Origin of the sequence: Aeromonas sp. s1(2024) (assembly GCF_040908005.1) — a bacterium.
Lineage (GTDB): Bacteria > Pseudomonadota > Gammaproteobacteria > Enterobacterales > Aeromonadaceae > Aeromonas > Aeromonas caviae.
The window spans coordinates 134,024-148,313 of sequence record NZ_JBFOCW010000052.1 but is presented as its reverse complement, the minus strand read 5'-3'; the positions used below and the strand labels follow the sequence as shown (position 1 = coordinate 148,313).

Genomic DNA, 14,290 nt, shown 5'->3' with positions numbered 1-14,290 from the left:
GGCGCTGTTTCCCAAATCAACCATCAAGCCACAACTGCCCCAGCCCCAAGTGACCGTTACACTCGGGGCTTTCTGACAGGCAGACCAAGGGTATTCAGTTTGTTTATGGCACTGACATACGCCATGACTTCTCCCACTTGGCCATTGTAGTTACGCAGACTGATTCTCCCCGCCAGCAACTGCTTGAACCGATACATCGCCGTTTCCGCCAGCGAGCGACGGTGATACCCCGATATCTTCTTCCAGTGCGCCAGCCCTTCCTTGCGCATCACCAGCACAGCCTCATTTCTTGGATGTCCTTTTTCCCATAGCCCAGCGTTCTTGCGAGGCGGGATACAGGCTGTCGCCCCTTTGCGCGAGATTAGCTGATGGCTGGCTTTGCTGTCATAGGCGCCATCCGCATAAACACGTCCCAGCTTGCGCCGCAGTGGGTTGAGCAAGGTCGGCAACACCTCGGCATCATGGACATTTTCCAGCGAGACTTCCGCCGCCACGATATCGTGGGTCACCGGGTCTACCGCCAGATGCAACTTGCGCCACACTCGCCGCTTCTCGGCGCCGTGTTTTCTGACCTTCCACTCGCCTTCACCAAATACCTTCAGGCCCGTCGAATCGATAACCAAGTCAGTGATGCGCCCCTTAGAGGGCTGTCGATAAGCCACCGCCACCGTGCGTGCTCGCTTGCTGACACAGCTGTAATCGGGGGCACAAAGCGGTACGTTCATCAACTCGAACAGGGAGTCGAGTAGTCCCTGGGTGCCCGCAGAGTGAGGTTGAAAATCCCCTTGAGCATCAGGAAGGTGCAGATGGTCTGGTCAGTGTATAGTTGGCTGCGGCCCCGCCGCCCATGATGGCCGTGGTGAAAGCAGTTGTTCATGGCCTCGGCATCAACCCAGAAGGTGAGTGAACCACGGTTAATCAAAGATTTGTTGTATGTAGGCCAGTTGGTGATGGGGTGAAGCGACGTGCTCATGATGCAGACTTGAAGGAGATGGTGGTGATCAGATCACCAAGTCCTCAGTTAGTTCCATTCAAGCTGCATCGATTTGGGCAACAACGCCCAAGACAGCTTGTCTGGGTTGTCGCGTCTGATACAATCCCCCGCTGTACCTCTCAATGGATGGCCTTGCACACGCCATATGGTGTGCCACTGCCGTGTACCAACCGTATTGTGAACGGTGAAACTCGGGAGTGAACAGCTGGACATGAAAGGGTTTCTCCAACCTGCATGTGGCCTTTGGTAGGGGTCACCACTGTATAAGGAAACACCTAATGCCAATCATTACTCTGCCTGACGGCAGCCAACGTCAATTTGCCCACGCCGTTTCCGTCATGGATGTGGCCGCGGACATCGGTCCCGGTCTCGCCAAGGCGTGCATTGCCGGTCGGGTAAACGGTGAACTGGTGGATGCCTGCGAGCTGATCGAAGCCGATGCCTCCCTGGCCATCATCACCGCCAAAGACGAAGAAGGTCTGGACATTCTGCGCCACTCCTGTGCTCACCTGCTGGGTCATGCCATCAAGCAACTCTGGCCCCAGACCAAGATGGCCATCGGTCCCGTCATCGACAACGGTTTCTACTACGACATCGATCTCGACCGCACCCTGACCGACGAAGATCTGGCTGCCCTGGAAGAGCGCATGCTGGCGCTGGCCGCCAAGGATTACGACGTCATCAAGAAGAAGGTCTCCTGGCAGGAAGCGCGCGACGTGTTCGAAGCCCGTGGCGAGACCTACAAGGTCGAGATCCTGGATCAGAACATTGCCCGTGATGACCAGCCCGGTCTGTATCATCACGAAGAGTACATCGACATGTGTCGCGGCCCGCACGTGCCCAACATGCGTCATTGCCACCACTTCAAGTTGCAGAAGATGTCCGGCGCATACTGGCGCGGCGACTCCAACAACAAGATGCTGCAGCGCATCTACGGCACCGCCTGGGCCGACAAGAAGCAGCTCAAGGCCTATTTGCAGCGTCTGGAAGAGGCCGCCAAGCGCGACCACCGCAAGATCGGCAAGCAGCTCGACCTGTACCACATGCAGGAAGAAGCGCCGGGCATGGTGTTCTGGCACAACGATGGCTGGACCATTTTCCGCGAGCTGGAAACCTTCATCCGTGGCAAGCTCAAAGAGTACGACTATCAGGAAGTGAAAGGCCCCTTCATGATGGATCGCGTGCTGTGGGAGCGTTCAGGTCACTGGGAAAAATACGCCCAGGCCATGTTCACCACCCAGTCCGAAAACCGCGAGTACGCCATCAAGCCGATGAACTGCCCGGGTCACGTGCAGATTTTCAACCAGGGTCTGAAATCCTACCGCGATCTGCCGCTGCGCATGGCCGAGTTCGGCTCCTGCCACCGCAACGAGCCGTCAGGCTCCCTGCACGGCCTGATGCGGGTACGGGGTTTCACCCAGGATGACGCCCACATCTTCTGTACCGAAGAGCAGATCATGGAAGAGGTGTCTGCGTGCATCCGCATGGTCTATGACGTCTACGGCACCTTCGGTTTCGAAAACATCGTGGTGAAGCTCTCGACCCGTCCGGAGCAGCGTATCGGCTCTGATGAAGCCTGGGATCGTGCCGAGGCTGCGCTGGCCGAGGCGCTGGAACTCAACGGCCTGAAGTACGACCTGCAACCGGGCGAGGGGGCTTTCTACGGTCCCAAGATCGAGTTTACCCTGCACGATTGCCTTGATCGTGCCTGGCAGTGTGGTACCGTGCAGCTCGACTTTGCCCTGCCGGGCCGTCTTGGCGCCACCTATGTGGGCGAAGACAACGAGCGTCACATCCCCGTGATGATCCACCGCGCCATTCTGGGCTCGCTGGAGCGCTTCATCGGGATCCTGACGGAAGAGTACGCCGGTCTGTTCCCGACCTGGCTGGCTCCGACCCAGGCCGTGGTCATGAATATCACGGATAACCAGGCCGATTATGCGGTGAAAGTTGCCAAGGCATTGAATGATGCGGGCCTTCGCGCAAAAGCGGACTTGAGAAATGAGAAAATTGGCTTTAAAATCCGCGAGCATACTTTGAAACGGGTACCTTTCATGCTGGTCTGCGGCGACAAAGAAGTAGAAGCCGGCAAGATTGCAGTGCGTACTCGTAAAGGGGCTGACCTGGGCTCTTATCCTGTTGAAGAGCTGATTGCTCTGTTGACCCAGGAAGTTCAGACCCGCGGACAAAAGAAAGTGGAGGAATAAGCTATAAAAGGCGGAAAAAAACTGGGCAAGCAACCGCAAGCCCGCGCTCACCGGATCAATGAAGAGATCCGTCTGAAAGAAGTTCGTCTGACTGGTCTGGATGGTGAAGCCATTGGCATCACCTCCATTCAGGATGCGCTGAACTTGGCCCTTGAGGCAGGAGTGGATCTGGTCGAGATCAGTCCGAACGCTGAGCCGCCCGTTTGCCGGATCATGGATTACGGCAAATTCCTCTACGAAAAGAGCAAGACCACCAAAGAACAGAAGAAAAAGCAGAAAGTCGTCCAGGTTAAGGAAATCAAATTCCGTCCTGGCACCGACGAAGGCGACTATCAGGTAAAACTACGCAACCTGGTTCGCTTTCTGGAAGACGGGGACAAGGCAAAGGTCACCCTGCGCTTCCGTGGTCGTGAAATGGCCCACCAGGATCTTGGTATCAAGGTTCTCGAGCGCGTCAAGAACGATCTGGAAGAGCTGGCCGTAGTCGAATCGTTCCCGAAAGTCGAAGGCCGTCAAGCTGTGATGGTCCTCGCACCCAAGAAGAAATCTTAAGGCCCACAAGAAATTGACTCATGAGGCTGGCCCCATGAGTCGGTTCGCCTTGCGATTTTGTTGTCACTCACAATGCGGAGTATGAAATGCCGAAGATGAAAACCAACCGGGGCGCGGCAAAGCGCTTCAAGAAGACTGGCTCAGGTCGCTTCAAGTGCAAGCACAACCACCTGCGTCACATCCTGACCAAGAAGAGCAGCAAGCGTAAGCGTCAGCTGGGACCGAAGTTCTTTGTTTCCGCTGCCGACCACAAACGTGTTGTCGCTTGTCTGCCGTACGCATAAGGGGGGATGTGAAAAATGCCAAGAGTTAAACGTGGTGTGACCGCTCGCGCTCGTCACAAGAAAGTAATGAAAGCCGCCAAGGGTTACTACGGCGCCCGTTCCCGTGTCTACCGCGTAGCGGTACAGGCGGTAACCAAAGCTGGTCAGTATGCCTACCGTGACCGTCGCCAGAAGAAGCGTCAGTTCCGTCAACTGTGGATTGCGCGTATCAACGCTGCAGCCCGTCAGAACGGCCTGTCCTACAGCCGTCTGATCGACGGTCTGAAGAAGGCTTCCATCGAGATCGATCGCAAGATCCTGTCCGATATCGCCGTTCACGACAAGCTGGCTTTCACCGCCCTGGTTGAAAAAGCTAAAGCAGCTCTGGTCTAATCCAGCTCTGTTATAAAAATAAAGGAGGCTTAGGCCTCCTTTTTTGTTGCTCATTTTTGAGCGTTGGTAGGTAGCATGCCACGTTCATGAATGCTTTATCCTTCCATATGCCAACAAACTAGAGCAAACGATGCTTGTTTCAATCCTGTTGCACCTGGCTTGTGGCTTTCTCCATATAACAAAATGATTTGCAGGGAGAAAAGCCCGTCATAACTATGGTCAGCCAAGGGGCTTTTTTTGTATTATTCCCCTCTTGACCTTATTTAGCCTAAAGGCTCCTGTTCCGGGAGTGGTGACGAGGAAGACATGCAACAGCTTGAAGAAGTAGTAGGCCAGGCCAAGGCCGAAATTGAGGGCGTAAGCGACATCGCCGCCCTCGACGAAATCCGGGTCAAATATCTGGGTAAAAAGGGCTTTTTTACCGAGCAGATGAAGGGCCTGGGCGCCCTGTCCGCTGAAGAGCGTCCCGCCGCGGGCGCCGTGATCAACCAGGCCAAACAGCAGGTTCAGGATGCCCTGAACGCGCGTCGTGAAGCCCTCGAAGTCGCCGTGCTGAACCAGAAGCTGGCCGCCGAGACCATCGACGTTAGCCTGCCGGGCCGCCGCATCGAGAATGGCGGTCTGCACCCGGTGACCCGTACCATCGAGCGCATCGAGCGCCTGTTTGGCGATATGGGCTTCAAGGTTGCCCGTGGTCCCGAGATTGAAGATGGCTTCCACAACTTCGATGCGCTGAATATCCCGGCTCACCACCCGGCGCGTACCGATCACGACACCTTCTACTTCAATCCTGATCTGATGCTGCGTACCCACACTTCCGGTGTGCAGATCCGCACCATGGAACATCAGCAGCCGCCGATCCGCATCATCGCGCCGGGCCGCGTCTATCGTAACGACTACGACATGACCCACACCCCGATGTTCCACCAGGTCGAAGGCCTGCTGGTCGACGAGCATGCCAGCTTCACCGAGCTGAAAGGCATCCTGCACGACTTCCTGCGCAACTACTTCGAGGAAGACTTGACCATTCGCTTCCGTCCTTCCTATTTCCCGTTCACCGAGCCGAGCGCCGAAGTGGACGTGATGGGCAAGAACGGCAAGTGGCTGGAAGTGCTGGGCTGCGGCATGGTGCACCCGAACGTGCTGCGTTCGGTCGGCATCGATCCGGAAAAATACTCCGGCTTTGCCTTCGGCATGGGCGTTGAGCGCCTGACCATGCTGCGTTACGGGGTCAACGACCTGCGTGCCTTCTTCGAAAACGACCTGCGCTTCCTCAAGCAGTTCAAGTAAGGGCGAGAGAACATGAAATTCAGTAAATCCTGGGTGATGGAGTGGGTCCGCACCGAGTTGAGTGACAATGCACTGGCCGAGCAGATCACCATGGCCGGTCTGGAAGTGGACGCCGTGGAAGCGGTGGCCGGCCAGTTCAACAATGTGGTCGTGGGTGAAGTGGTCGAGTGCGCCCAGCACCCGGACGCGGACAAGCTGCGGGTGACCAAGGTCAATGTGGGCGAGGCTGAGCTGCTGGACATCGTCTGCGGTGCGCCGAACTGCCGCGCCGGCCTCAAAGTGTGCGTGGCCAAGGTCGGGGCGACCCTGCCGGGTGATTTCACCATCAAGAAAGCCAAGCTGCGCGGCCAGCCGTCCCACGGCATGCTCTGCTCCTTCAGCGAGCTGGGCATCGACGTCGAAGCCGATGGCATCATCGAGCTGCCGCTGGATGCCCCCATCGGGACCGATATCCGTGAATACCTCGCGCTCAACGACGTCAGCATCGATGTGGATCTGACCCCGAACCGTGCCGATTGCCTCGGCATCGCGGGTCTGGCCCGTGAAATCGGCGTGCTCAACAGCGTGGACGTGGTCGAGCCGACCTGGGCGCCGGCTGCTGCCACCTGTGATGCCACCTTCCCGATCCGGGTTGAAGCGCCGGCGGATTGCCCCCGTTATCTCGGTCGTGTCATCAAGGGGCTGAACCTGCACGCCCAGAGCCCGCTCTGGATGCAGGAGAAGCTGCGCCGTGGCGGCATCCGCTCCATCGACGCCATCGTCGACATCACCAACTACCTGCTGCTGGAATACGGCCAGCCGATGCACGCCTTCGACCTGGCGACGCTTGAAGGGGAACTGGTGGTGCGCCGCGCCCGTGCCGACGAGCCCATGACTCTGCTCGATGGCAACGAGGTGAAGCTCAAAGAGACCACGCTCGTGATTGCCGACGCCAAAGGCCCTGCCTGCATGGCCGGCATCTTCGGCGGCGATCGCACCGGTGTCTCCGAGACCACCACCGACATCCTGCTGGAGTGCGCCTTCTTCGCGCCGCTCTCCATCACCGGCCGTGCCCGTGCCTACGGTCTGCATACCGATTCTTCCCACCGCTTCGAGCGCGGGGTGGATCCCGAGCTGCAGGCCAAGGTGATGGATCGTGCCACCCGTCTGCTGCTGGACATCTGCGGTGGTGAAGCGGGTCCGGTCATCGAAGTCAAATCCGATACCCATCTGCCCAAGGCTGCCCCCATCAAGCTGCGTCGCACCAAGCTCGACAAGGTGATCGGCATCAGCGTGGCGGATGCGCAGGTGGTCGAAATTCTGACTCGTCTGGGCATGCAGGTAACCGTGGATACTGACGGCTGGACCGCGCTGGCTCCCTCCTGGCGTTTCGACATTGCCATCGAGGAAGACCTCATCGAGGAAGTTGCCCGCATCTACGGCTACAACAACATCCCGAACCTCAAACCCGCCGCCTCCCTCGCGATGGTGGAGCAGGCTGAAGGGCAGGTGACCCTGAAGCGGGTGCGCGACCTGCTGGTTGACCGCGGTTTCCAGGAAGCGATCACCTACAGCTTTGTCGATCCCAAGGCTCAGCAGACCCTGTTCCCGCAGAGCGATGCCATCGTGTTGCCGAACCCGATCTCCGTCGAGATGTCCGCCATGCGCGTCTCTCTGTTCCCGGGTCTGGTGCAGGCGGTGGTCTACAACCAGAACCGTCAGCAGCCGCGCGTGCGCCTGTTCGAGCAGGGCCTGCGTTTCATCAAGGACGAGAATGCCGAGAACGGCATCCGTCAGGAGCCTATGCTGGCCGGCATCATCACCGGTAACCAGGGGGACGAGCACTGGGATGTCAAGGCCCGTCCCGTCGACTTCTTCGATCTGAAGGGTGACCTGGAAGCGGTGCTGGATCTGACTGCAGAAGGGGCTACCTTCACCTTCGAGCGCACCGAGCACAGTGCCCTGCATCCGGGCCAGAGCGCAGCCATTCTGCGCAATGGCGTCGTGATCGGCCACATCGGCGTGATCCATCCGAGCCTCGAGAAGAAGCTGGGGCTCAAGAGCCGCGCTGTCATGTTCGAGCTGGAGCTGGACAAACTGACGCCGGCCAAGGTGCCGGTTGCTGCCGAAGTATCCAAGTTCCCGGCCAACCGTCGCGACATCGCCGTGGTGGTTGACAGACAGATCCTGGCAGGCGACGTTCTGGCAGTAATTAAAAAAGTTGGCGGAAATCAGTTAGTTGGAATAAACTTGTTCGACGTATACCAGGGCGCTGGTATGGCAGAGGACAAGAAGAGCCTGGCCATCAGCCTGGTGTTGCAAGACACCCAGCGCACCCTGGAGGAGAAAGAGATCGCCGAGACCGTGGACAATGTCGTGCGGGCCCTCGGTGAAGAGTTGAATGCATCCTTGAGGGATTGATCTATGGCGCTTACCAAAGCCGACATTGCAGAGCACCTGTTCACCCAGCTCGGGATGAGCAAGCGTGAAGCCAAAGATATGGTGGAAGCCTTCTTTGAGGAGATCAGACAGGCGCTCGAGCGTGGCGAACAGGTCAAGATTTCCGGCTTCGGTAACTTCGATCTTCGCGAGAAGAACCAGCGTCCCGGACGCAACCCCAAGACGGGGGAGGATATTCCCATCAGCGCCCGTCGTGTGGTGACCTTCCGGCCCGGCCAGAAGCTCAAGGCCAGGGTAGAAAATGTTGAACCCAACGAGTGACAAAAAGCCAGGCAATCGCCTGGCTTTTCCGTTCCGATGATAAAAATCCTTCTGTTGTCCGGCGCGCTGCTGGCCTTGCCACTGCGTGCCGCCATACTCCCGCTGTCACCGGATGCCCAGGCTTATGCCGATTCGCTCACCGGACTGACCTTCTGTTACCCGGCCCTGCAACGTCCTCCCTATCTGGAGGCGGAGGGGGGCCTGCTTATCGATCGCATGACGCGGCTGGCAGAGCTGTTGCCGGTACCGGTGCATGTCGAGAAGCGGCCGAGCTGGGCAGCCGTGACGCAGGATCTGCTGCACGGGCGCTGCGATCTCATTCCTCACGTCGGGCCTGCCCGGTCGAACTCGAGCGATACCGTCTTGAGCCGGGCCATGATGGAAGCGGAGTCCGCCATCCTCTATCGGGGTGAGCTCGATCAGGCGCAGTTTCTGGTGTCACCCATCTGGCAGGCCCAGGAGACCCTGAAGCGTCTCTATCCTGGTTCATCCCAGCAACTGCTGACCGATGCCGAGAACTGGTATGGTGCCCTGGTGGCCGGCAAGGGCAGCGCCTATCTCGGTGATTATCTGCAACTGCGCTACCTGATGCGGGAATTCCCGGATGAAGGGCTGCGCCTTCGTCGTCTTCGCAGCGACGATCTGGTCATCAGCTACCGGCTGATGATGCGCAACCAGCCCGAGTTGCTCGAGCTGGTGGATACGGCCATCCGCTATTTGCCGCCGGGCAGTCTCTACCGGGATCTGGGCAAGTATCTGCCTCAGGGTGAGCAGGATGTGAATCCCCTGCATTTTACCGACAAGGAGCAGGCCTGGCTGGTCGGCAAGGCCCACACCATCAAGATGGTGGCGGATCCCGGCTTCATGCCGTACAGCGGCGTCAACCGGCAGGGAGCGCTCATTGGCTGGAGTGCGGATGTCTTGCGGGAAGTGAGTCGGCAGACGGGGCTGCGCTTCGAGCTGGTGCCCGCCGCCAGCCGGGAGGAGGCGTTGGCATTGCTGCGCAGTGGCGATGCCGTCATGATGGTCGGACTGATGGAGTCCGCCGCCCTGAACAAGGAGTTCGACTTCACCAGGATGGTGGCGACCAGCCGCTATGCCCTGGTCAGTCGCAGCAAGAGGGGGCCAGTCTCCCTCGCGGACGTGAGTGGCAAGGTGGTGGTCCCGAGAATGCTCTATGATCCCGGCCTGCTTGCCCGGTTCGGCCAGCATGAGTGGGAGGTCACCGACAACCTGCTGCAGGGATTGGCGGCGGTGCGGCATGGGGATGCCCAGGCCATGCTGGCGGAGTTGTACCAGCTCCAATATCCCATTCGAAACAACCAGTTGAGCGAGCTGACCATCACCGAATTGCCGGAGCGTTTCGGCCTCGGCTTTGCCATCCGGCCGGAACAGACCAGCCTGGCAGGGGTGCTGGATCAGAGCCTGATGACCCTCAATGATCGGCAGGTGGACGAGCTGGTGCAACGCTGGCGCCACCTGGTGGTCAACCAGCAGGAGGGGGTCAGCTACGGTTTCTGGCTTGGCTCCGTGTTGCTGGCACTGCTGATCAGCATGGCGGTGATCTGGTCAGTCTGGCGATCCCGCCAGCAACTGGCCCAGGAGGCCCGCGAGCGTCACAAGGTAGAGCAGGCGCTGGCGCTGGAAAGCAAGTTCAGGGAGTCTCTCTTCCAGGCGCTCCCCGTTCCCGTGTTCTTGCGCAATGACAAGGGGGAGGTGATCAAGCGCAACAAGCGGGCCAAGCGCATGGAGGCGCGCTACGCCGCCGATCTGGTGCTGCCCGCGCCTCAGTTGCAGGGCGCCGAAGGGGAGCTGGCGCTGCACGAGCAGGTCTACTCCTATGCCCAGATCCCCTTGCGACTGGGGCCCCAGGCACCGGCAGGGGATCTTATCGCCCTCTCCGACATCAGCGCTCTGCGCGAGCGTACCCGCCTGCTGCGTCAGGCGGAGCGGCGCCTGCGCGCCCTCACCAATACGGTGCCCGGTGTGGTGCTGCAATTCACCCTGCTGGGGGGAGCCATCACCCGGGTGGAGTTTGTGAGCCGGGGCAGTCACGAGCTGCTGGGGCTGGCGAGCCAGCAGATCCGGGTCAATCCCAACGAGACCCTGACCCGCATCTCCCATCAGGACAGGCGCGAGATGCGAGCCCCCATGCTGGCCATGCTGCAAGCCGGACGACCTTTCTCCCATCTGCTGCGCTATCAGCACCCCGCCAAGGGAACCCGCTGGCTGCAATTTTCCGGCAGGGGGCGCCGTCAGGGAGAGGGGTGGCGGATCTACGGGGTGGTGCAGGATGTGACGGCCAGGGTGGAGCAGGAGCACTCCCTGCAACTTTCCCACGAGCAGGCCCAGCAGGCCGTGCTTGCCAAGGGGCGCTTCCTGGCCGCCGTGAGCCACGAGATCCGCACCCCCATGAACGCCATGCTCGGCCTGCTGGAGTGGCTCGAGCAGACCGAGCTCAATGCAGAGCAGGCCTCGGTTCTGGCCCATGTGAGACAGGCGGGCAATGAACTGCTCGGATTGCTCAACGACGTACTCGACTTCAGCCGCAACGAGACGCGCCAGTTGCGCCTCTCCGTGCAGCCCACGGATCTGGTGGAGCTGTGCGAGCATGTGGCGGCGGTGCACTGGTCCAAGGCGCGATCCCGCCATCTGCAGCTGCGCTTGGCGCTCGACCCGGCGCTGCCCGCCTTGATGGAACTCGATCCCCACCGGGTGCAACAGGTGCTGCACAACCTGCTCTCCAACGCCATCAAGTTCAGCGAGCGGGGAGAGGTGGTACTCTGGGCCCGGCGGCAAGGGGAGTGGATTTTGTGCGGGGTGGATGACGAGGGGCCCGGGATCAGTGCCGAGCTGTTGCCCCGGTTGTTCCAGCCCTTCGAACAAGGGGAGGAGCCTGGCCAGCCCAGAGCCCAGGGGACCGGGCTTGGGCTGGCCATCTGCCGCCAGCTGATGGAACAGATAGGGGGCGAGATCCGGGTCGAACCTCTGGCTCGCGGGGGCAGCCGTTTCCTCTGTTCCTTGCCCCTAAGACATGCGCAGGAGAAGGCGCTCTGGCAACCGCGCGTCAAGACGGTCTCCCTGCAACTGTTGCCCGGGGAACTTGAATATATGCGGGCCTGGCTCGCAGCGTTTGGCGTGGCCGAGGATCCGGCGGCACCTTGCCTTGGGGCCATGCAGGACGATGGGGGCTTGCGCGCCTGGTACTGGCAGGGGGAACCCTGGATCCCGGGCTCCGTGGTCAGCCTGCTGCAGCCCAGACTCGTCCGTGGCGCCGAGGAGATCACGGACCTGCCGGGGGCAGGCAGGCGGGTGCTGCTGGTGGAAGATCACGAGGTGAACAGAATGCTGATCAGCATGCAGCTGGGTCAGCTGGGGGCCCGGGTATTGAGCGCGGCCAATGGCCGTCTGGCACTGGAGATCCTGCAATCGGAGTCGGTGGATCTGGTGCTGACGGATCTGCAGATGCCGGTGATGGACGGCGCCGAGCTCTGCAGGCAATTGCACGCCGATGAACGCTGGCAGCATCTACCCGTCTACGTGATCACCGCGGATCTCAGCGAGCAGGCGGCGCAGCGACTGGCGGAATGCGGCTGTCAGGGCCATCTGGACAAACCCGTTTTGCTCAGGGATCTGGCCGTATTGCTTCGTACCGTCTTTGGCCCCCATGACGGGGGGAAGGCACCGCAGCCAACGGCAGCCCTTTCCCTGCCCGTGTCCCTCAGCCCGGCCCTCGTAGACATCTATCTGGCATCGGTTCACCATGATCTGGCCGACATTGAGCGGTGTGTCACACAAGGGGACGAGAAGGCCCTCAATACGGCTTTACACAAGATGAAGGGGGCCGCCAAAATGGTGGGGGCTACCCCCCTGGTAGAGGTGATCGACCGTTGGCAGGAGGCCCCCGGACATCCCCTTGCAGCCGCCTTGAGGCAGTGCGTGGAAGAGGTCTGCCGACAACTGGGCGAGAGAGCATGACATGATCATCACAGATGAAGAGTTGATGGCCTTGCTGGAGTCTGATGACAGCCAGGAGCCAACGTTTTACCCGGTCAGCGTCTATGCCCTGGACGCCGTCTCCCATCTGGCGGTCAAGGGAGCGGGCCTGCCGGCCTATGCCAATCTGCACCGCACCCGACCCGATGCCGGCTGGCAATGGGAAGGACTGTTTGCCGCCGGGGCCATCGCCCTGTTTGATCCTGCCTCTCATCAGGGGGCCGACTATCTGCCTCATCTGTTGGCTCCCGGGGCAGGGATCTATCGCCTCAGCGATCCCTGGCTCGAGGGGTTGCAGGCACGGGAGCAGGGGTGGCGTGCCTGGCTCGCCCAGTGCCAGATCCTGCTGCTCGAAGATCACCCCTTCCAGGGAGCCTGCATTCAGCAGGAGATCCAGGGACTGGGGTTGCCCTGCCACTGGGTTCAGGATGGCGAAGGGTGCCTCAAGGCGCTGGAAGAGGGGGGCGTGAGATTGCTTATCTGTGATCTCAGTCTGGCGGAGCAGGATGCCATCAGCCTGCTGATGAGCCATCCCCAGTATCACCACAGCGGTCTGCCCATCATCCTGCTCTCCGCTCATGATCAGACCCTGATAGACGGCGCCCGGCGTCTCCTGCACGATGCGGGTTTCAACGTGCTGGCCGCCCTGGCCAAGCCGCTGCAAAGCGACGATCTGCTGCGTCTGCTCAAGATGCTCTATCTTGGCCCCCAGCGTCAGCGCAGGCTGGGCGGGCTCAAGCGCACCGTGCGTAGCTGGCAGGGAGAGGCGAGAGGACAGCTTGGGCTGCTGGCAGATGCGGCTTCCTGCACGCTGCCGATCTGGCTGAGCCTGAGCGGTCTTTCCCCTCACTGGGAGCCGCTCAAGCTCTGGCTCGAGCAGCATGGACGAGAAGCAAGCGAACTCACCCTGGTCATCCACCGACGGGATCACCTGCTGAGCCAGGCGGACCGTTTCGCCCTGGTGCTGCAGGCGAGCCTCGCGGGGGCCAGACTCGCGCTGCTGCTCGATCATGCCCAGCACCTGCCGTTTGATCTCATCGAGCGTCTGCCGTTGCAATCCTTGCTGCTCGGGCAACACCTGCTGCCCGAACTGGAGGCGATGGCTGCCGACTCCTTGCTGGCCCGCTTCATCCAGCGCTCCCGGGAGCTTGGCATCGCGCTCTACCTCGACGACCCCTTCAACCTGCAGGATGCCGCCCAGTGGCAGGATCGCGGCGTGGCAGGGCGCTGGTAAATGGCTCGCTATCTTTGCTGGCCGCTCGATGAGCCGCGCTTGTGGCAGGGAATGTCGGGTTGGACGGCTCCCGCCTCACGGGCCGCCTTGCCGATGACGATGGTGGTGGGGGGGCTGACTTGCCGCTTGCAGGAGCTGGCGGGCTGCGACCCGAAGCGAATAAGCGCGGCCTATGACGCCCTGAGCGAGCAGAGCGTCTATTTGCGCTTCATGCGGGCCAAGCAGCCTGCGACGGCCGAGCAGCTCGCCTTCTTTCTCGACTACCCCAGAGAACCCCAGATAGGATTGCTGCTGACCGACGAGCAGGGGACGCCGCTTGCCATGGCCCAGTCCGTTCGCCGGCGCCTGCACCCGGACAGGGCCGAGTTCTCCTGCATCGTCGCGGATCATTTTCAGCATCGCGGCGCCGGGCGTCGCATCCTGCTGGCGCTTGCGCGGCTGGCATACGGGGAGGGGATCCGGGAGTGGACGGCGGAAGTGCTCGGCCAGAATCGCCCCATGCTGGCTCTGCTCAAGGGGCTCGGGTTGCCGCTTACCCTGGTGACAGGACGGGAGATGGTCTTTGCCAGGCTGGATCTCGCGCCCATGGCGAGCTTTGTGCTCCCATCGGCCTAAGACCAAGGGCGAATGGGCCGCCTCTTGCTCCTGTGCTAAGGTCAGC

General features: G+C 60.7%; 10 protein-coding genes and 1 pseudogene. 10 read left to right on the top strand and 1 reads right to left on the bottom strand.

Annotated features, from left to right (window positions below; all coding sequences use genetic code 11):
* Positions 1 to 56: 56 nt before the first annotated feature.
* Positions 57 to 973: pseudogene (locus AB5Y70_RS12690) on the bottom strand (IS5-like element ISAs13 family transposase).
* 299 nt (positions 974 to 1,272) lie between these two features.
* Here AB5Y70_RS12690 and thrS point away from each other — a divergent pair.
* The 10 genes from thrS to AB5Y70_RS12640 all read left to right on the top strand — a co-directional run bounded on the left by thrS (position 1,273) and on the right by AB5Y70_RS12640 (position 14,244).
* Entirely contained in the window at positions 1,273 to 3,201 is a 1,929-nt protein-coding gene (gene thrS, locus AB5Y70_RS12685) for a threonine--tRNA ligase (RefSeq protein WP_010674801.1), read from the top strand.
* 21 nt (positions 3,202 to 3,222) lie between these two features.
* Positions 3,223 to 3,753, top strand: coding sequence for a translation initiation factor IF-3 (gene infC / locus AB5Y70_RS12680; protein ID WP_185219337.1), 531 nt, complete (start codon positions 3,223 to 3,225; stop codon positions 3,751 to 3,753).
* An 86-nt stretch (positions 3,754 to 3,839) separates the two neighbouring features.
* Positions 3,840 to 4,037, top strand: a complete 198-nt coding sequence (rpmI, locus tag AB5Y70_RS12675) for a 50S ribosomal protein L35 (RefSeq protein ID WP_005300673.1) — start codon at positions 3,840 to 3,842, stop codon at positions 4,035 to 4,037.
* A gap of 15 nt (positions 4,038 to 4,052) precedes the next feature.
* Positions 4,053 to 4,409 carry a 50S ribosomal protein L20 gene (rplT, locus tag AB5Y70_RS12670; protein WP_010674800.1) on the top strand — a complete coding sequence of 119 codons (357 nt, stop codon included), beginning with the start codon at positions 4,053 to 4,055 and terminating at the stop codon, positions 4,407 to 4,409.
* Positions 4,410 to 4,715: 306 nt separating this feature from the next.
* A complete protein-coding gene (gene pheS / locus AB5Y70_RS12665; protein ID WP_010674799.1) occupies positions 4,716 to 5,699 on the top strand; it encodes a phenylalanine--tRNA ligase subunit alpha in 984 nt (327 codons plus the stop codon).
* A 12-nt stretch (positions 5,700 to 5,711) separates the two neighbouring features.
* Positions 5,712 to 8,099: a phenylalanine--tRNA ligase subunit beta gene (pheT, locus tag AB5Y70_RS12660; protein WP_010674798.1), complete on the top strand. Its 2,388-nt coding sequence runs from the start codon at positions 5,712 to 5,714 to the stop codon at positions 8,097 to 8,099.
* Positions 8,100 to 8,102: 3 nt separating this feature from the next.
* Positions 8,103 to 8,399, top strand: a complete 297-nt coding sequence (ihfA, locus tag AB5Y70_RS12655) for an integration host factor subunit alpha (protein ID WP_005300715.1) — start codon at positions 8,103 to 8,105, stop codon at positions 8,397 to 8,399.
* 36 nt (positions 8,400 to 8,435) lie between these two features.
* A complete protein-coding gene (locus AB5Y70_RS12650; protein ID WP_102948508.1) occupies positions 8,436 to 12,377 on the top strand; it encodes a transporter substrate-binding domain-containing protein in 3,942 nt (1,313 codons plus the stop codon).
* Between the two features lies 1 nt (position 12,378).
* Positions 12,379 to 13,629, top strand: a complete 1,251-nt coding sequence (locus AB5Y70_RS12645; RefSeq protein WP_010674796.1) for a response regulator — start codon at positions 12,379 to 12,381, stop codon at positions 13,627 to 13,629.
* Positions 13,630 to 14,244, top strand: coding sequence for a GNAT family N-acetyltransferase (locus AB5Y70_RS12640; protein WP_010674795.1), 615 nt, complete (start codon positions 13,630 to 13,632; stop codon positions 14,242 to 14,244).
* Positions 14,245 to 14,290: the final 46 nt, after the last annotated feature.